This window comes from Pseudaminobacter soli (ex Li et al. 2025) (genome assembly GCF_003012705.1).
GTDB classification, from domain to species: domain Bacteria; phylum Pseudomonadota; class Alphaproteobacteria; order Rhizobiales; family Rhizobiaceae; genus Pseudaminobacter; species Pseudaminobacter soli.
The window spans coordinates 162,496-179,282 of record NZ_PXYL01000007.1 but is presented as its reverse complement, the minus strand read 5'-3'; the positions used below and the strand labels follow the sequence as shown (position 1 = coordinate 179,282).

The window sequence follows — 16,787 nt, the reverse complement described above, 5'->3', positions numbered from 1 at the left end:
ACGACCGGCTGCCATAAAATCGCGATGTTCCACTTATGTTCGCAGCGATGCCCACGCCTGTCAACGATCCGAGCCACGGTTTTTGCCGCGACTGCCTGACCTTTCAGCGCGGTGCCGGCCTGCGTTGCAGCGCCTGCGGCAGCCCGCGGCTGGCGCGACATCCGGAGCTCTATTCGCTGCACATCGCGCATATCGACTGTGACGCCTTCTATGCCGCAGTGGAAAAGCGCGACAACCCGGAACTCAAAGACAAGCCGGTCATCATCGGCGGGGGAAAACGCGGCGTCGTCTCCACCGCCTGCTATATCGCCCGCATCCACGGCGTGCGCTCGGCGATGCCCATGTTCAAGGCGCTGGAAGCCTGTCCCGAGGCGGTCGTGATAAAACCCGACATGGAAAAATATGTCCGCGTCGGGCGCGAGGTGCGCGCCATGATGCAGGCGCTGACCCCGCTGGTCGAACCGCTATCCATCGACGAGGCCTTTTTGGACCTTTCCGGCACCGAGCGGCTGCATGGCCGCCCACCGGCCCTGGTGCTGGCGCGTTTTTCGCAGGCCGTGGAAAAGGAGATCGGCATCACCGTTTCCGCCGGCCTCGCCTACTGCAAGTTCCTCGCCAAGATCGCCTCCGACTTCCGCAAGCCGCGTGGCTTTTCGATCATCGGCCAGGCCGAGGCCGTGGGCTTCCTTGCCGAGCAGCCGGTGACGATGATCTGGGGCGTCGGCAAGGCCTTTGCGGCCACGCTGGAGCAGGATGGCATCCGCATGATCAGCCAGCTCCAGCACATGGAGCGGGGCGAACTGATGCGCCGCTATGGCACGATGGGCGACCGGCTCTACCGGCTGGCGCGCGGGCAGGACGATCGCCGCGTGGTGCCCGACCACGACGCCAAGAGCGTGTCGGCCGAAACCACATTCGACACCGACCTCGCCTCGGCTGCCGATCTCGTGCCGGTGCTGCGGGCGCTGTCCGAAAAAGTCTCGGCGCGGCTCAAGAAGGCCGGCATTGCCGGGCGCACCGTGGTGCTGAAGCTCAAGACTCACGACTTCAAGCTCCGCACCCGCAACCGCCAGCTTACCGATCCCACGCGGCTGGCCGACCGGATATTCCAGACCGGCCTGCAGCTGCTAGAAAAGGAAACTGACGGCACGAAATACCGACTGCTCGGCATCGGCGTCAGCGATCTCTCGGACGCCCAGCGCGCCGATCCGCCGGACCTGGTCGATCTGCAGGCCCGCAAACGCGCCATGGCCGAAGGCGCCATCGACGCGCTGCGCGACAAGTTCGGCAAGAAGGCGGTTGAGACCGGCTATACCTTCGGCAAAGGCCGCAACGCGCATCCGCCGGAGGATATGGAGCGCTGAAGTCGCCAAGACGCATCACATCGTCCGAAAAGCCTGCAACTTTTCGGGGTCATGCTCTAGTTTGCGCGCGACAAAGTATCAGGGTGCGGGGATTCGCGTGAAAGCAGCTATTCGGTTCTGGCTCGCCGTGGCCTGCTTCGCGTCATTCCTCCCGGTCGCCCATGCCGACTGGCAGGCAGTCGAAAAAGTGCAGACCTATGTCGTCTCCGGCAAGACCGGCATCGAGCTCTATCGGTCGATCGGTGAGCGCGGCCCCAAGGCCGGCCTGGTTCGCGCCATCGCCCACACCAATTTCACGCTGACCTGGTCGAGGAAATATGAGCCGCAGCCGGATGGTTCCTGCATCCTCGCTTCGGCAATGCCGAATCTAACGATCACCTACACATTGCCCAAGCCTGCCGAAAAGCTGCCGGCCACGACCCGCGACAAGTGGGACGTTTTCGCCGCCGGCGTGCGCAAGCACGAGATGGTGCATGGCGACTTCATCAAGGACTTGGTCAAATCGATCGAAGCCGTGAGTGTGGGCTTGACGGTACCGGACGATCCCAAGTGCAGCAAAATCAGGACCGAACTGACACAAAAGCTGTCGGAACTCTCCCTGGCGCAGCGCCAGCGCAGCCGCGACTTCGACAAAATGGAAATGGCTGATGGCGGCAATATCCACCGACTGATCCTCGGGCTGGTGAATGGGGAATAGGGGCGGCAGGCTTTTTCGGCGAGCAAATGCTAAGGTGATCTTCCTTTTACGGAACGGCGGTCATGATTGTGCAGGCATGCCTCAACGGCGCTCGATCGAGAGACTTTCACCCCCAACTGCCGTCTACCGTGGAGGAAATAGCGCGCCATGGCGCGGCTTGCGTGGACGCTGGTGCCGCCGAATTGCACGTCCACGCGCGCGCACCGGACGGCCGTGAGAGCTTGCTGGCGGTGGACGCAACCATGCTCGCCCTTCGCCGTGCCTGCCCCGGCACACTCATCGGGGTTTCGACCGGCGCCTGGATTGAGAATGATAAGCAGCGAACCCGCGATTGCATCACGGGCTGGACCGGACTGCCCGACTACGCTTCGGTGAATCTCTCGGAGCCCGACGCACCCGCCATCATGGACCTGCTTCGCCAGCGAGGCGTGGGCATTGAGGCCGGGCTCGCTTCGGCCGCCGACGCACAACGCTTTGTAGGTCTCAAGGATCACAGGCGCGTTCTTCGCATCCTGATCGAGATCGAGGAGCAGGATGCGGGCATCGCGCGCAAAGTGGCCAACGAAATTGCCATGGTACTCGATCGCGCAGGCGTAAGGCGCCCCATCCTGTTGCACGGCTTCGATGCTACGGTCTGGCAGTTCGTGGAGCTTGCATATCAAGAGCGTTGGTCGACGCGGGTCGGACTGGAAGATGGGAAAAATCTTCCGGACGGAACGACGGCCGCCGACAACGTGGCGCTGGTGGCCGCCGCGCTCGCGATATTCCGCCGAGGCCGGTAGCCTGAACGGCAATGACGCGGATCGAGCGTCATTGCCTCCATGCATCAGCGCAGAGTGTCGCTACACCAGTTCCACCTCGACCACGCCCGGCACCGCCCGCATGGCCGAAGCGATCTGCGGCGAGATGCGGTACCGGGTGGGCAACTCGATCTCGATCTCGCCCTGGGCGTTGTCCTTGATCAGGACAAAACTCACCTGCCCCTCGCCCTTGGTGTTGAGTTGGTTGGCCAGGATGTTGAGCGGCGAGGCGTCGCGCAGGTAGACACGTAGCGCCTTCTGCACGCGGCTCGCCTCATCCTCCAGCGAATGCACCGTCTGGATGCGCAGATTGACGCCCTCGGGCCTGTCTTCGGCCGCAACGGTGATGACCACCGATTTGCCCGGCTCGAGCAAGTCGCGATACTGCGCCAAAGCCTCGGAGAACAGCACCGACTCGTACTGCCCCGAGGTGTCGGAAAACATCACCACGCCCATCTTGTTGCCGGTGCGCGTCTTGCGCTCCTGCTTGGACGTGACCGTGCCGGCAAGCCGCCCTGCGCTGGCGCCGCGCTTCACGGCTGCGGCAAATTCGGTCCAGGTCTGGACGCGCATCTTCTCCAGCACCTTCTTGTACTCGTCGAGCGGGTGCGCGGAGAGATAGAAGCCTACAACCTGGAACTCGCGATGCAGCCGGTCGGCCGGCAGCCACGGTTCGGCGGCGGGCAGACGCAACTGCTTCTGCTTGCTGACGGAGGCCGAGCCGAACATGTCGGTGATGCCGGCGGCGGCATCGGCCTGCGAGCGCGAGGCAAGGCCCATCATGCGCTCCACGCCGGCCATCAGGGACGCACGGTCGTGGCCGAAGCAATCCAGTGCACCGGCATTGATCAGGCTTTCGAAGACGCGCTTGCCAACGACCTTCGGATCGATGCGCTCGCAAAAATCCTCGAGGTCCTCGAAGGGCTTTTCGGCACGCTTGGCGACGATGTGATCGACCGCCGCCTCGCCCACGCCCTTGATGGCGGCGAGCGCGTAGTAGATGCGGTTCTCGCCCACCTCGAACGGACGATACGAGGTCATGACCGACGGCGGCAGCACCTCGATGCCCAGCCGCATCGCATCCTGACGGAAGTCCGACAGCTTGTCGGTGTTGGACATATCGTAGGTCATCGACGCGGCGAGGAACTCGACCGGGTAATGTGCCTTCAGATAGGCCGTCTGGTAGGAAACGATTGCGTAGGCCGCGGCGTGTGACTTGTTGAAGCCGTAGTCGGCGAACTTTGCCAGCAGGTCGAAAATGAAGTCCGACTGCTGCTTGCTGACACCCTTTTCCACCGCGCCGGAGACAAAACGCTCGCGCTGCTTGTCCATCTCAGCGCGGATCTTCTTGCCCATGGCGCGGCGCAGAAGGTCGGCTTCGCCGAGCGAGTAGCCGGCGAGTTCCTGCGCGATCTGCATGACCTGCTCCTGGTAGACGATAACCCCTTGGGTCTCCTTCACCAGATGGTCGATCATGGGATGGATGGAGGCGATCTCCTCCTCGCCATGCTTGCGGGCGTTGTAGATCGGGATGTTCTCCATCGGGCCCGGGCGATAGAGCGCCACCAGCGCGATGATGTCCTCGACGCAGTCGGGCTTCATGCCGATCAGCGCCTTGCGCATGCCGGCACTTTCAACCTGGAAGATGCCGACCGTCTCGCCCCGCGACAGCATGGCGTAGGTCTTTGGGTCGTCGAGCGGAATCTGCGCGAGGTCGATGTCGACGCCGCGCCGGCTGATGAGCTTTACGGCCGTCTGCAGGACGGTGAGCGTCTTCAGGCCGAGGAAGTCGAACTTTACCAGCCCGGCCTGCTCGACATATTTCATGTTGAACTGGGTGACCGGCATGTCCGAACGCGGATCGCGGTACATCGGTACCAGTTCCGACAGCGGGCGGTCGCCGATCACGATACCGGCAGCGTGGGTCGACGCGTGGCGATAGAGGCCTTCCAGCTTCTGCGCCGTGTCGAGAAGCGTCTGGACGATCGGTTCCTTTTCGGCTTCCTCGGCAAAGCGCGGCTCGGCCTCGATGGCATCCTTGAGCTTGACCGGATTGGCCGGGTTGGCCGGCACCATCTTGCATAGCCGGTCGACCTGGCCATAGGGCATCTGCAATACGCGGCCAACGTCGCGCAGCACAGCGCGCGCCTGCAGCGTACCGAAGGTGATGATCTGGCCGACCTGGTCGCGGCCATACTTGCCCTGCACGTACCGGATCACCTCTTCGCGCCGGTCCTGGCAGAAGTCGATGTCGAAGTCCGGCATCGACACGCGGTCCGGGTTGAGGAAGCGCTCGAACAGCAGCGAGAAGCGCAGAGGGTCGACGTCGGTAATGGTGAGCGCATAGGCGACCAGCGAGCCTGCACCCGAGCCGCGGCCAGGCCCGACAGGTATGCCTTGCGCCTTGGCCCATTTGATGAAGTCCGAGACGATGAGGAAGTAGCCCGGGAACTTCATCCGCTGGATGATGCCGATCTCGAACTCCAGGCGCTCGCGATACTGTTCCTCGGTGAAGCCGGCGTAGCGACCGCGCTCCGCGATGCGCTGCGCAAGGCCCTCGCGGGCCTGGCGCGCCAGTTCCTCGGACTCCGCCTTTTCGGCGGCTTCGGCATCGGCCACGTCAGCACCGGCGAAGCGCGGCAGGATCGGTTTCCGTGTCTGCGTGTAGTAGGAGCAGCGCTGGGCGATCTCGATCGTGTTGTCGATCGCTTCGGGCAGATCGGCAAAAAGCTGCGACATCTCCTTCTGCGACTTGAGATAATTGTCCGGCGTCAGGCGGCGCCGATTGTCCTCGGCGACCACGGAGCCTTCCGCGATGGCGATCAGCGCGTCATGTGCCTCATAGTCCTCGCGTGCGGGGAAAAACGACTCGTTGGTGGCGACCAGCGGCAGACGGTGGCGGTAGGCAAGCTCTACCGTCGCGGCCTCGATGGCCCTATCGTAGCCGACCAGACGTTCCAGCTCGACATAAAGGCGGTCGCCGAACATTTCCTGCAGGGCAAGCAGGCGGCTTTCCGCGAGGTCGGCATGGCCGGACTTGATCGCCGTGCCGATGGGCCCGCGTGGTCCGCCGGTGAGGCAGATGATGCCTTCGGACAGATTGCCGATCCAGTCGAGCTTGGCATGTATCGGCTCGCCCGAAGGCGTCTCCAGATAGGCGCGGCTGACGATGCGAACCAGATTGGCGTAGCCGGCCTCGGTCGCGGCGATCAGCACCAGCGAGTGCAGTTCGATGCCCTGCTTGCGGGGGCCGCCATCGTTGCCGTCGCCGAAATCGACGGCAAGCAGGCAGCCGACCACCGGCTGCACGCCATCCTTGGTGGCCTTCTGGGCAAACTCCAGCGCACCGAACAGGTTGTTCGAGTCGGTGACGGCGATGGCCGGCGCTTCGTCCTTCACCGCATGGCCGACGATCTTGCCGAGCGGCAGCGCGCCCTCCAGCAGCGAATAGGCCGAATGCACGCGCAGATGCACAAAGGCGCGCGTCGGCGCTTCAGGCGTCCGCGGTGCGGCGGCACCGGCTTGCGATGCAAGGGCACTCCGCAGAATCGGATCGCGCGGCGGTCGTTCGCTGGTCATCGGCACATCGCTTCAAGAGTCGGATGCAGGCATCTTCGCGAATGAAAATGGCCCGGTCGAGTCCGAACAGATAACGATCACAGGAAGGTGGTTCAACGCGGCATGCGTCCACGACCTAAATATAGTCCTGAATGATTATCGCTCGCGACGGCGCCGAGTGTTCGCAATTGCACACATTCGCCTTCGCAATTGCACAAATATGTGCAACACGGTCGTCCCTACGCCAAGGAGCAGCAGCCATGAGCGCAACCGGACACTCACGCGCGGTAACGCCGCCACAAGTGGTTGCCGCCAAGGGCGGGACGCCACTGGTCTGCCTGACCGCCTACACCACCCCTATGGCGCGGCTCGTCGATGCGCATTGCGACATCGCGCTGGTCGGCGACAGCGTGGGCATGGTTCTCCATGGCCTGCCGTCCACGCTCGGCGTCACCCTCGACATGATGATCATGCATGGCAAGGCGGTGCGGCGCGGGCTGGAACACGCGCTCATGGTCGTGGACATGCCCTTCGGCTCCTATGAGGAAGGGCCGGAACAGGCGTTTCGCAATGCCTCCCGTGTCATGGCCGAAGCCGGCTGCGCGGCGGTGAAGCTCGAAGGCGGCGAGACGATGGCCGAGACGATCCGCTTCCTCACCCGGCGCGGCATTCCCGTCATGGCCCATGTCGGCTTGACCCCGCAGGCCGTCAACACATTTGGCGGCTACACCGTGCAGGGGCGCGGCGAGGCCGCCAGCAGGATTATACGAGATGCCAAGGCCGTCGCGGACGCCGGCGCATTTTCAGTCGTGCTGGAAAAGGTGCCGGAGTCGCTTGCGAGCCGGATCACCAAAGAACTCGCCATTCCCACAATCGGCATCGGCGCGTCGGCTGCATGCGACGGGCAGGTTCTTGTGGTGGACGACATGCTGGGCATGTTCACCGACTTCCGGCCGAAATTCGTCAAGCGCTATGCCGAGTTGGGCACCGAAGCGGCTTCGGCGATCGAGATGTATGCGGCGGAGGTGCGGGCACGGATCTTCCCAGCCGCGGAACACGTATTCGGTGACGCGCCGAAGGCCGTCCCCAAGGGAGACACCCAATGAGCGCACCGATCATCCGCACCCTGGCCGAGATTCGTGCGACGGTCGCGAGATGGCGCCGCGAGGGCGCGAAAGTCGCGGTCGTACCGACCATGGGCGCACTTCACGAGGGGCATCTCAGCCTTGTGCGGGCCGCGCTCTCTCGGGCGGACCGGGTGATCGTCACGCTCTTCGTCAACCCAAAACAGTTCAACAGCGCGGCCGATCTTGCCGCCTATCCGCGTACCGAAAGGGAGGACGCGGCAAAGCTCGGCCCAGTCGGCGCACATGTGCTCTACGCACCAAACGCCGAAGAGATTTATCCTGAGGGCTTTGCCACCACGGTGTCCGTGACGGGCGTCAGCGAAGGCCTGTGTGGCGCGTTCCGGCCCGGCCATTTCGACGGCGTGGCGACGGTGGTAGCAAAACTCTTCCTGCAGACTGGTGCCGACGTGGCGCTGTTCGGCGAGAAGGACTATCAGCAACTACATGTGGTCAAGCGCATGGCGCGCGATCTCGATATCCCGATCGAGGTCGTCGGCTGCCCGACGGTGCGCGAGGCCGACGGCTTGGCGATGTCGTCGCGAAATGTCCGGCTGTCAGAAGCGGAGCGTGCAGTTGCCTCGAAGCTGCCGCAGATACTGTTTGCGACCGCCGAACGCCTTGCCGCAGGCGCACCTCTAGCTTCGACGCTGGAGGGAGCGAAAGCAGCCATCCTGACCGCCGGCTTCCGCGAGGTCGAATATCTGGAATTGCGCGCAGAGGCCGACCTTTCGCCGCTTGACCATCTCGACCGCCCTGCCCGCCTGCTGGTCGCGGCGTGGCTCGGCGAAACGCGGCTCATCGACAATGTCGAGGTCGGCGCTGCACGTTCGAATTGAGGTTTGCCGCGCCGGACCGAGTCAGGCGCGGCGTTCCCTCACGCGAACTCCATGATCACCGCATCGACGGCGAGGCTGTCGCCTGGCTTTGCGACGATTTTTTCCACTGTCAGGTCGCGGTCGGCGCGGAGAACATTCTCCATCTTCATCGCCTCGACCACCGCAAGCGTCTCGCCCGCCTTGACCTCCTGGCCTTCGGTCACCGCGATGGAAACGACCAGCCCCGGCATCGGGCAAAGCAGCAGGTTCGACGTATCCGGCGCAACCTTTACCGGCATCAGCTTGTCGAGAGCGGCCGTGCGCGGCAGCATGGTGCGGGTTGTGACCGACAGGCCCCTCCAGGCGATGCGGGCGCCGTTGAGAATGGGCCTGATCTGTGCGGCAACAACGCGCCCACCGACCGTTCCGCGCCACACCGGCTCACCGAGACGCCAGTCCGAAACCACTGTCTGCGGCTCGCCGCCGGCGACCGAGAGATCGATTTCCATCGGGATCGAAACCATGCCTTCGCCGATGGACACCGGGATATATTCATCATCCAGGCGAACCACCCATTCGGGCTTCAGCACACCCGAATGCGGTGCCAGCCGTCCGGTCAGCCTGTCCAGGCGGTCTCGGCGCAGAAGCTCGATCACGGTCGCCACGCAAGCGAGCACCGCTTTTTCCTCGTCGTTCGGCTTCATCGGTGTAAAGCCGTCCGGATATTCCTCGGCGATGAAGCCAGTCGAAAGCCGTCCTTCGCGCCAGCGCGGATGCTGCATCAGCGCCGAGAGAAACGGGATGTTGTGCTCGATGCCGTCGACCACGAACTCGTCCAGCGCTTCCGACATGGCGTCGATGGCTTCGAGCCGGGTCGGCGCCCATGTGCAGAGTTTTGCGATCATCGGATCGTAAAACATCGAGATTTCCGAACCTTCCGTCACGCCCGTGTCATTGCGGACGACGATGTCACCGAACTTTCCCTCTTCCGGCGGAAGGTAACGGGTCAACCGGCCGATGGACGGCAGGAAGTTGCGATACGGGTCTTCGGCATAGAGCCGGCTTTCCACCGCCCAGCCGTTCAGCCTCACGTCGTCCTGGCGGATCGCCAGTCTCTCGCCGGCGGCGATGTCGATCATCTGCTCGACGAGGTCAACGCCAGTAACGAGCTCCGTCACGGGGTGCTCCACCTGCAGGCGGGTGTTCATTTCGAGGAAATAAAAATTGCGGTCGCGGTCGACGATGAATTCCACCGTGCCCGCGCTCTGGTAGTCGAAGGCTTTCGCCAGCGCCACAGCCTGCTCGCCCATGGCGCGCCGCGTCTTCTCGTCGAGGAAAGGCGATGGGGCCTCCTCTACAACCTTCTGGTTGCGGCGCTGGATCGAGCATTCGCGCTCGCCGAGATAGATCGCATTGCCATGCGCGTCGGCCAGAACCTGGATTTCGATGTGGCGCGGGTCGACGATGAATTTTTCGATGAAGACGCGATCGTCGCCGAATGAGCTCTTTGCTTCGGAGCGGGCGCGCTCAAAACCGTCGCGCACCTCGGCCTTGTCCCAGGCGATGCGCATGCCCTTGCCACCACCACCGGCAGAGGCCTTGATCATCACCGGATAGCCGATCTCGCCGGCGATCCGCTCGGCATGGTCGGCATTTTCGATCACGCCGAGATAGCCCGGGACGGTGCTGACCCTGGCCTCATTGGCGAATTTCTTCGATTCGATCTTGTCGCCCATGGCGCGGATGGCCTTGGGTTTTGGGCCGATGAAGACGATGCCCTCGTTTTCCAGCGCCTCGCAGAAGGAAGCGCGCTCGGAGAGGAAGCCGTAGCCCGGATGCACGGCCTCGGCGCCGGTCGCCTTGCAGGCTTCGATGATCTTCTCCGCCACCAGATAGCTCTGCGCCGCCGGCGCCGGGCCGATATGCACCGCCTCGTCGGCCATTTCGACATGCACGGCATCTCGGTCAGCGTCCGAATAGACGGCGACCGTGGCGATGCCCATCCGCCGGGCGGACTTGATGACGCGGCAGGCGATCTCGCCGCGATTGGCGATCAGTATCTTCTTGAACATGGAGGCACTTTTCCTCTGATGGCCGAATTGTTTTATGGACTATCCGGCCATGCCTCAAGTGCCGGTGTCGTGGGCCAGGGTAGAAGCGGGATGTCAAAAATGCTTGTCGCGCTCGAAGGGGCCGAAGCGCACGCCGGAGGTGACCAGATAGGCTGCCGTCCAGCCCACGATCAGAAGGCCGGTCACGCCCTCGAGCGAAGATAGCAGACGCCATGTCTTGGCGGGCGCCACGTCGTTGAAGCCGATGGTCGCGAAGGTGGATGCAGAAAAATAGAAGGCCGTGTCGAAATCCTGGAACGCGCCGACGATGCGCATTCCCGCCGCCCATATCGCAATCTCCACGCCCACGAGAATGAACAGCCCCACCGCCAGCAAGGCCATGGCCACGACCGTCTCGCCCTGCTTCCCATTCAACACGGGGTGGGCCAGAAGGAACGAAACCATATGGGTGAGTGCGATGAGACCGGCGGCATGGACCAGAAATGTGATGACGTCAAAAACCGTCGCAAGTGCGAGATTTGCCAGCATCCATAAACCTATAGGGTAGAAGTTGGCCCTGCTATGGCAAAATGGGGACATTTCGCCTAATCAGGCTAGGGCGCGTCAAAGCGCCAGCAACTGACATTTTGAGACCGATTACCCAGGAGGAATTGCCTGATGAAGACTCGCGCCGCCGTGGCCGTGGCAGCCGGAAAGCCGCTGGAGATCATGGAAGTCGACCTGGAAGGGCCGCGCGAGGGCGAAGTCCTCGTGGAGATCAAGGCGACCGGCATTTGCCACACCGACGAGTTCACCCTTTCGGGTGCCGATCCGGAAGGCATCTTCCCGGCGATTCTGGGCCATGAAGGCGCCGGCGTCGTGGTCGATGTCGGCAAGGGCGTCACCTCGCTCAAGAAGGGCGACCATGTCATCCCGCTCTACACGCCCGAGTGCCGCACCTGCCCGTCTTGCCTCAGCCGCAAGACGAACCTGTGCACGGCCATCCGCTCGACGCAGGGCCAGGGCCTGATGCCCGACGGCACCAGCCGCTTCTCGATCGGCAAGGACAAGATCTTTCACTATATGGGCTGCTCGACCTTCTCGAACTTCACCGTTCTGCCCGAAATCGCGCTGGCCAAGGTCAACCCCGACGCGCCCTTCGACAAGATCTGCTACATCGGCTGCGGCGTCACCACCGGCATCGGCGCAGTCATCAACACGGCAAAGGTCGAGATCGGCTCGACCGCCATCGTCTTCGGTCTCGGCGGCATCGGCCTCAACGTCATCCAGGGCCTGCGTCTTGCCGGCGCCGACATGATCATCGGCGTCGACCTCAACAACGACAAGAAGGAATGGGGCGAGCGCTTCGGCATGACCCATTTCGTCAATCCGAAGGAAGTCGACGGCGACATCGTGCCCTACCTGGTCAACATGACCAAGCGCGGAGCCGACCAGATCGGCGGCGCCGACTATACGTTCGACTGCACGGGCAATGTGAAGGTCATGCGCCAGGCGCTCGAATCGGCGCATCGCGGCTGGGGTGAATCGATCATCATCGGCGTGGCCGGCGCCGGCCAGGAGATCTCGACCCGTCCGTTCCAGCTCGTTACCGGCCGCACCTGGAAGGGCACGGCCTTCGGCGGCGCGCGCGGCCGCACCGACGTGCCGAAGATCGTCGACTGGTACATGGAAGGCAAGATCCAGATCGATCCGATGATCACGCACACCATGCCGTTGGAAGACATCAACAAGGGCTTTGACCTGATGCACGAAGGCAAGTCCATCCGCTCGGTGGTGGTCTACTAAGCCGAGACAGCGCCATGCCGGACCCGATCATCTATGTCGATGCCGACGCCTGCCCGGTGAAGGCGGAAGCCGAGAAGGTCGCGGACCGGCTGGGACTGGTGGTCACCTTCGTGTCCAACGGGGGCTTGCGCCCCTCGCGTGACCCGATGGTGCGCCATGTCGTGGTTTCCAAGGGCGCGGATGCGGCCGACGACTGGATCGTCGAGCATGCGCGCCCCAACGACATCGTCGTGACGGCCGACATTCCATTGGCCGCACGGAGTGTGGCGCTCGGCGCTCATGTGCTTGGCGTGACCGGAAAGCCCTTCACGCCCGAGACGATCGGCATGGCCGTCGCCATGCGGGACCTGAAGCAGCATCTGCGTGAGACCGGCGAAAGCAAAGGCTACAACGCCTCCTTCACCCCCCAGGATCGTTCGCGCTTCCTGGGCGCGCTTGACCAGATGGCGCGGCGTGCGCTGGAGGCAGCTCACAAAGGAGAGGACATGAAATGAAGCCTTTCGGCCGCCATGTGATCTTCCTGGTCAGCGCTACCGTCGGGATCATAGCGTTCGTCATCGCCCTGGTGGTGAAACATCCGCTCGCCTATTCGATCGGCGCGAATGCGTATTTCATCTCCTACATCGCTCTGGTGTTGCGGCAGATGCCGCGTCTCACGCCCGACTTCCTGAGCCGCCGCGCTCAGCAGGCGGACGAGCCGGTCTGGATCATCTTCCTGGTAACGCTCGCGGTGGTGTGCATTGCGATCGGATCGCTCTTCGTGCTGATGAACGCAAAGCGGATTCCGCATCCCTACTGGCTTGCATTCGCAATGTTTTCGCTGCCGCTCGGATGGTTCACCATCCATTGCATGGCAGCGCTGCACTACGCCAACCTCTACTGGAAGGGCGACAAGGTCCCCGAATCCGACGACACGCGCAGCAGGAAACCGGCCGGCGGGCTCGAGTTTCCGGGAACCAGCAGGCCGTGCGGCTGGGATTTCCTCTACTTCGCCCTCGTGATCGGCATGACGGCCCAGACTGCCGACACAGGCATCACCAAGACGGCCATGCGCACCTCTGCGATGGTTCATTCGATCATTTCGTTCTTCTACAACACGGTGATCGTCGCAGCCGCGGTCAACCTCGTCGTGTCACTGGCGGGCTGAGAACCTGTTTTGCGAAACCGGCTCCGCATGATATCGTGGTGATATCATTTGCCAGGAGGCGCCCATGGGCAGCATGGTCATCAGGAACATTCCCGACGATGTGCTCGAGAGTTTCAAGGCTCGCGCCAGAGCCGAGGGAAAGTCGGCGGAGCAAATGGCTCGCGATGTGATTGCGCGCGAAGCCGGAATGACCCCACAAGAAGCCTGGGCAACCATCGACGCGATCCGGGCAGACAGTAAGCCCGTAGACCTCGATACGGCCTTGAGGATCATGGAAGAAGCGCGCGCCGAGCGGGACGGAACAGACGATGATCGTTGACGCAAGCGTTACTGTTTCCTGGCTCGTCAAAACACCGTTCTCCGAACCCGCAAGCCGACTGCGTTCTGCCCGATGCGCCGCACCGGATTTGATGCTAGTTGAGGCGACGAATGCGCTGCTCAAATATGCCCGCATCGACATGATTTCACTGGATGGCATTCTCGCTGGGATTGAGGCGCTGAAGGTCGCCGTTTCGCAGTTTGTTCCTGATCATCAACTTCTTCCATCCGCGACCAGGATCGCGGCGAAGAATGGACACAAGATCTACGACTGCCTCTATCTCGCCCTCGCGCTCGAAAGACGCGAGACGCTCATCACCGCCGACCGGCGCCTGGCGGCGCTTGCCGGCACGCTCAACATACCAACCGAACTGATCGAGCCTATTTCATGAAAACCATTTCCACCGCGAAGTCCCATGGCGGCGTCCAGGGCGTCTACTCCCACGCTTCCGAGGCCTGCGCCTGCGACATGACTTTCGCCGTGTTCGTGCCGCCGCAGGCCAAGGATGGCCCCTGCCCGGTCGTCTGGTATCTGTCGGGCCTCACCTGCACGCATCAGAACGTGATGGACAAGGGCGAATACCGTCGCCTCGCCGCCGAGTTCGGCCTGATCGTGGTCTGCCCGGACACCAGCCCGCGCGGCGAGAGCGTTCCGGACGAGAAGGATAATTGGCAGTTCGGCTGCGGCGCCGGTTTCTATCTCGACGCCACGCAGGCGCCGTTCTCGACCAACTACCGCATGTATTCCTACATCACCGAGGAGTTGCCGGCGCTCATCGCCAAGGAGTTCCCCGCCGACATGACGCGCCAGGCCATCTTCGGCCACTCCATGGGCGGCCACGGCGCGCTGACCATCGCGCTGAAAGACCCGGAGCGCTTCAAGAGCTGCTCGGCCTTCGCCCCGATCACCCGGCCCATGGTCGCCGGCTGGTCCAGGCCGGCCTTCGAAAAATACCTCGGCACCGACGAAGCCGCATGGCGCGCCTATGACGCCGTCGCCCTGATCGAAGACGGCAAGCGCTTCCCGGAATTCCTGGTCGACCAGGGATCAGCCGACGGCTTCCTCGAAGACGGCCTGCGGCCCTGGCTGTTGGACGAGGCCTGCAAGGCCGCCGGAATCCCGCTTAAGCTGAACATGCGCGAAGGCTACGATCACTCGTATTTCTTCATCTCGACCTTCATGGACGACCACCTGCGCTGGCACGCCGAAAGACTTGCCAAGTAACGGCTGAGTCGCGACATTGTCATTGCCGCGACGAAACCCGTGAATGCCCATCTGCCTGGGCTGTTGTAATATTGCACCTAACGACATGGCGGGAATCCGTGCGTCGGGAGGTCCAGGCAGATGAAAAGCGCGACGTTTACGGAGGTGCAGCCGAACGCGGAGCCCGCACCGGTAAAGACCGGTACCGTGATCTATCGCCAGTCGGCCTGGACCCGCCTCACCCACTGGATTTGGGCGATTGCCATCTTCTTCCTGCTGCTGAGCGGCCTGCAGATCTTCAACGCGCACCCCGCTCTCTATATCGGCAAGCAGTCGGGCTTCGCCTTCGACAACAGTGTCCTGCGGTTCACAGCCGAGGATACCCCCGCCGGCCCCAAGGGCTACACGACAGTCTTCGGCCACCGTTTCGATACGACGGGTGTGTTCGGCCTCTCCGGCCCTGCAAGCGATCGCGAAGCGCGTGGCTTTCCCAGCTGGGCGACGATCCCCTCCTATCAGGACCTCGCGACCGGTCGCGTCATCCACTTCTTCTTCGCCTGGGTTCTGTCGATCACGCTACTGCTGTGGCTGATCGCCAGCCTGATCAACGGGCACATACGCCGTGACCTAGCGCCACGTGGCGAAGATATCAGGCACCTGCCGCGCGACATCGCCGATCATGCACGGCTGCGCTTCCACCACACGGGTCGCTACAACACGCTGCAGAAGTTTTCGTACGGCATCGTGCTGTTCATCCTGCTGCCGCTGATGATCCTCACCGGCCTTGCCATGTCGCCGAGCATGGACTCGGTGATCCCGTTCCTGACCGACATTCTGGGCGGGCGCCAGACCGCGCGCACCATCCATTTCACGGTCATGGTGCTGCTGGTTCTCTTCTTCGTCGTGCATATCGTGATGGTGCTGGCTGCCGGCCCGATCAACGAACTTCGCTCGATCATCACCGGCTGGTACCGGACCGATCCGCCGACCGGCGAGAAGGAGACGTGACAATGCCGGGATTTCGCATCAACCGCCGCCGCTTCCTGACCGGCGCCGCCCTCGGCGCCTCCGGGATCGCGCTTGCAGGCTGCGATGCCTTCGATTCGGTCTCCGACACCGACAACAAGGTGCGCCATGTGCTGGAGCGCGCCAACGACCTGACCTATCGCGTGCAGCGCCTGCTGGGCGGCCGCAATTCCTTGGCACAGGAATACACGGAGGCCGACATCCGCCAGCCACAGCGCCCCAACGGTTCGACCGCACCTGACGACGACACCTACAAAGGCCTGCTGGCAAACAATTTCGCCGACTGGCGGCTGGAGATAACCGGACTGGTCGAAAATCCGCTGTCGCTGTCGCGCGAACAGCTGATGGCCATGCCCTCGCGCACCCAGATAACCCGTCACGACTGCGTCGAGGGCTGGAGTTGCATCGCCAAATGGACGGGCGTGCCGCTGTCGCTGGTTCTGGACGAAGCCAAGGTCAAGCCGCAGGCACGCTATGCGGTGTTCTATTGCCTCGACAACATCGATCAGGATGAGGACGGCCCGATCAAATATTACGGCTCGGTCGACATGGTCGATGCTCGTCACCCGCAGACGATCCTCGCCTATGGCCTGAACGGCGGCCCGCTGCCGGTCGAGAACGGCGCGCCGCTGCGCGTGCGGGTTGAGCGCCAGCTCGGCTACAAGATGCCGAAATATCTTAGCAAGATCGAGCTGGTCGACAGTTTTGGTGATATCGGCGACGGCCGCGGCGGCTATTGGGAAGACCGCGGCTACGACTGGTATGGCGGCATCTGAAGAGACACCCGATTCGGGTACGCTCCGCTTGCACCGGGAATCAGAAAACTCCCCTAAAGACAGGCGTTTACACGATTTTATCGGCGTAAACTTGCCAT

General features: G+C 63.0%; 16 protein-coding genes. 13 read left to right on the top strand and 3 right to left on the bottom strand.

Annotation, left to right across the window (positions count from 1 at the left end):
• Positions 1 to 35: 35 nt before the first annotated feature.
• The 3 genes from C7I85_RS15785 to C7I85_RS15775 all read left to right on the top strand — a co-directional run bounded on the left by C7I85_RS15785 (position 36) and on the right by C7I85_RS15775 (position 2,843).
• Complete coding sequence (locus C7I85_RS15785) at positions 36 to 1,364, top strand: DNA polymerase IV (protein WP_106724950.1); 1,329 nt, start codon at positions 36 to 38, stop codon at positions 1,362 to 1,364.
• 97 nt (positions 1,365 to 1,461) lie between these two features.
• Positions 1,462 to 2,061 (top strand): DUF922 domain-containing Zn-dependent protease, encoded by a 600-nt coding sequence (locus tag C7I85_RS15780; protein WP_106725100.1) that lies wholly within the window; start codon positions 1,462 to 1,464, stop codon positions 2,059 to 2,061.
• Positions 2,062 to 2,123: 62 nt separating this feature from the next.
• A complete protein-coding gene (locus C7I85_RS15775) occupies positions 2,124 to 2,843 on the top strand; it encodes a 3-keto-5-aminohexanoate cleavage protein (protein ID WP_106724949.1) in 720 nt (239 codons plus the stop codon).
• Positions 2,844 to 2,903: 60 nt separating this feature from the next.
• Here C7I85_RS15775 and dnaE read toward each other — a convergent pair whose 3' ends face one another.
• Positions 2,904 to 6,440, bottom strand: a complete 3,537-nt coding sequence (gene dnaE, locus C7I85_RS15770) for a DNA polymerase III subunit alpha (RefSeq protein WP_106724948.1) — start codon at positions 6,438 to 6,440, stop codon at positions 2,904 to 2,906.
• A gap of 239 nt (positions 6,441 to 6,679) precedes the next feature.
• Here dnaE and panB point away from each other — a divergent pair, with 239 nt between their 5' ends.
• Positions 6,680 to 7,525: a 3-methyl-2-oxobutanoate hydroxymethyltransferase gene (gene panB / locus C7I85_RS15765; protein WP_106724947.1), complete on the top strand. Its 846-nt coding sequence runs from the start codon at positions 6,680 to 6,682 to the stop codon at positions 7,523 to 7,525.
• Positions 7,522 to 8,382 carry a pantoate--beta-alanine ligase gene (gene panC, locus C7I85_RS15760; protein WP_106724946.1) on the top strand — a complete coding sequence of 287 codons (861 nt, stop codon included), beginning with the start codon at positions 7,522 to 7,524 and terminating at the stop codon, positions 8,380 to 8,382. The genes panB and panC overlap by 4 nt, the downstream gene beginning before the upstream one ends.
• Positions 8,383 to 8,420: 38 nt before the next feature.
• Here panC and C7I85_RS15755 read toward each other — a convergent pair whose 3' ends face one another.
• Together C7I85_RS15755 and C7I85_RS15750 are read right to left on the bottom strand one after the other, a co-directional pair.
• Positions 8,421 to 10,433: an acetyl-CoA carboxylase biotin carboxylase subunit gene (locus tag C7I85_RS15755; RefSeq protein WP_106724945.1), complete on the bottom strand. Its 2,013-nt coding sequence runs from the start codon at positions 10,431 to 10,433 to the stop codon at positions 8,421 to 8,423.
• Positions 10,434 to 10,526: 93 nt separating this feature from the next.
• Complete coding sequence (locus C7I85_RS15750) at positions 10,527 to 10,961, bottom strand: ion channel (RefSeq protein ID WP_106724944.1); 435 nt, start codon at positions 10,959 to 10,961, stop codon at positions 10,527 to 10,529.
• A gap of 129 nt (positions 10,962 to 11,090) precedes the next feature.
• On the opposite strand from C7I85_RS15750, the gene C7I85_RS15745 reads away from it, so the two are divergent.
• The 8 genes from C7I85_RS15745 to C7I85_RS15710 all read left to right on the top strand — a co-directional run bounded on the left by C7I85_RS15745 (position 11,091) and on the right by C7I85_RS15710 (position 16,689).
• Positions 11,091 to 12,218, top strand: coding sequence for an S-(hydroxymethyl)glutathione dehydrogenase/class III alcohol dehydrogenase (locus tag C7I85_RS15745; RefSeq protein ID WP_106724943.1), 1,128 nt, complete (start codon positions 11,091 to 11,093; stop codon positions 12,216 to 12,218).
• 14 nt (positions 12,219 to 12,232) lie between these two features.
• Positions 12,233 to 12,712 carry a YaiI/YqxD family protein gene (locus tag C7I85_RS15740; protein WP_106724942.1) on the top strand — a complete coding sequence of 160 codons (480 nt, stop codon included), beginning with the start codon at positions 12,233 to 12,235 and terminating at the stop codon, positions 12,710 to 12,712.
• Positions 12,709 to 13,365: a DUF1345 domain-containing protein gene (locus C7I85_RS15735; RefSeq protein WP_106724941.1), complete on the top strand. Its 657-nt coding sequence runs from the start codon at positions 12,709 to 12,711 to the stop codon at positions 13,363 to 13,365. Before C7I85_RS15740 ends, C7I85_RS15735 begins: the two co-directional genes overlap by 4 nt.
• A gap of 64 nt (positions 13,366 to 13,429) precedes the next feature.
• Positions 13,430 to 13,684 carry a FitA-like ribbon-helix-helix domain-containing protein gene (locus tag C7I85_RS15730; RefSeq protein ID WP_106724940.1) on the top strand — a complete coding sequence of 85 codons (255 nt, stop codon included), beginning with the start codon at positions 13,430 to 13,432 and terminating at the stop codon, positions 13,682 to 13,684.
• Positions 13,674 to 14,075: a type II toxin-antitoxin system VapC family toxin gene (locus tag C7I85_RS15725; RefSeq protein WP_106724939.1), complete on the top strand. Its 402-nt coding sequence runs from the start codon at positions 13,674 to 13,676 to the stop codon at positions 14,073 to 14,075. Before C7I85_RS15730 ends, C7I85_RS15725 begins: the two co-directional genes overlap by 11 nt.
• Positions 14,072 to 14,908: an S-formylglutathione hydrolase gene (gene fghA / locus C7I85_RS15720; protein WP_106724938.1), complete on the top strand. Its 837-nt coding sequence runs from the start codon at positions 14,072 to 14,074 to the stop codon at positions 14,906 to 14,908. Before C7I85_RS15725 ends, fghA begins: the two co-directional genes overlap by 4 nt.
• Before the next feature lie 120 nt (positions 14,909 to 15,028).
• The gene (locus tag C7I85_RS15715) at positions 15,029 to 15,895 is read left to right on the top strand and encodes a cytochrome b/b6 domain-containing protein (protein ID WP_106724937.1); all 867 of its coding nucleotides are present in this window, start codon (positions 15,029 to 15,031) and stop codon (positions 15,893 to 15,895) included.
• A 2-nt stretch (positions 15,896 to 15,897) separates the two neighbouring features.
• Positions 15,898 to 16,689, top strand: a complete 792-nt coding sequence (locus C7I85_RS15710) for a molybdopterin-dependent oxidoreductase (RefSeq protein WP_106724936.1) — start codon at positions 15,898 to 15,900, stop codon at positions 16,687 to 16,689.
• Positions 16,690 to 16,787 lie beyond the last annotated feature (98 nt).

What these genes read in the sequence shown, in the direction of transcription:
- C7I85_RS15735 (WP_106724941.1), top strand. Translation starts at nt 12,709, where the DNA reads ATGAAGCCTTTCGGCCGCCATGTGATCTTCCTGGTCAGCGCTACCGTC.
- panB (WP_106724947.1), top strand. Translation starts at nt 6,680, where the DNA reads ATGAGCGCAACCGGACACTCACGCGCGGTAACGCCGCCACAAGTGGTT.
- C7I85_RS15745 (WP_106724943.1), top strand. Translation starts at nt 11,091, where the DNA reads ATGAAGACTCGCGCCGCCGTGGCCGTGGCAGCCGGAAAGCCGCTGGAG.
- C7I85_RS15775 (WP_106724949.1), top strand. Translation starts at nt 2,124, where the DNA reads ATGATTGTGCAGGCATGCCTCAACGGCGCTCGATCGAGAGACTTTCAC.
- panC (WP_106724946.1), top strand. Translation starts at nt 7,522, where the DNA reads ATGAGCGCACCGATCATCCGCACCCTGGCCGAGATTCGTGCGACGGTC.
- C7I85_RS15750 (WP_106724944.1), bottom strand. Translation starts at nt 10,961, where the DNA reads ATGCTGGCAAATCTCGCACTTGCGACGGTTTTTGACGTCATCACATTT.
- C7I85_RS15785 (WP_106724950.1), top strand. Translation starts at nt 36, where the DNA reads ATGTTCGCAGCGATGCCCACGCCTGTCAACGATCCGAGCCACGGTTTT.
- C7I85_RS15740 (WP_106724942.1), top strand. Translation starts at nt 12,233, where the DNA reads ATGCCGGACCCGATCATCTATGTCGATGCCGACGCCTGCCCGGTGAAG.
- C7I85_RS15725 (WP_106724939.1), top strand. Translation starts at nt 13,674, where the DNA reads ATGATCGTTGACGCAAGCGTTACTGTTTCCTGGCTCGTCAAAACACCG.
- fghA (WP_106724938.1), top strand. Translation starts at nt 14,072, where the DNA reads ATGAAAACCATTTCCACCGCGAAGTCCCATGGCGGCGTCCAGGGCGTC.
- C7I85_RS15730 (WP_106724940.1), top strand. Translation starts at nt 13,430, where the DNA reads ATGGGCAGCATGGTCATCAGGAACATTCCCGACGATGTGCTCGAGAGT.
- C7I85_RS15755 (WP_106724945.1), bottom strand. Translation starts at nt 10,433, where the DNA reads ATGTTCAAGAAGATACTGATCGCCAATCGCGGCGAGATCGCCTGCCGC.
- C7I85_RS15710 (WP_106724936.1), top strand. Translation starts at nt 15,898, where the DNA reads ATGCCGGGATTTCGCATCAACCGCCGCCGCTTCCTGACCGGCGCCGCC.
- C7I85_RS15715 (WP_106724937.1), top strand. Translation starts at nt 15,029, where the DNA reads ATGAAAAGCGCGACGTTTACGGAGGTGCAGCCGAACGCGGAGCCCGCA.
- dnaE (WP_106724948.1), bottom strand. Translation starts at nt 6,440, where the DNA reads ATGACCAGCGAACGACCGCCGCGCGATCCGATTCTGCGGAGTGCCCTT.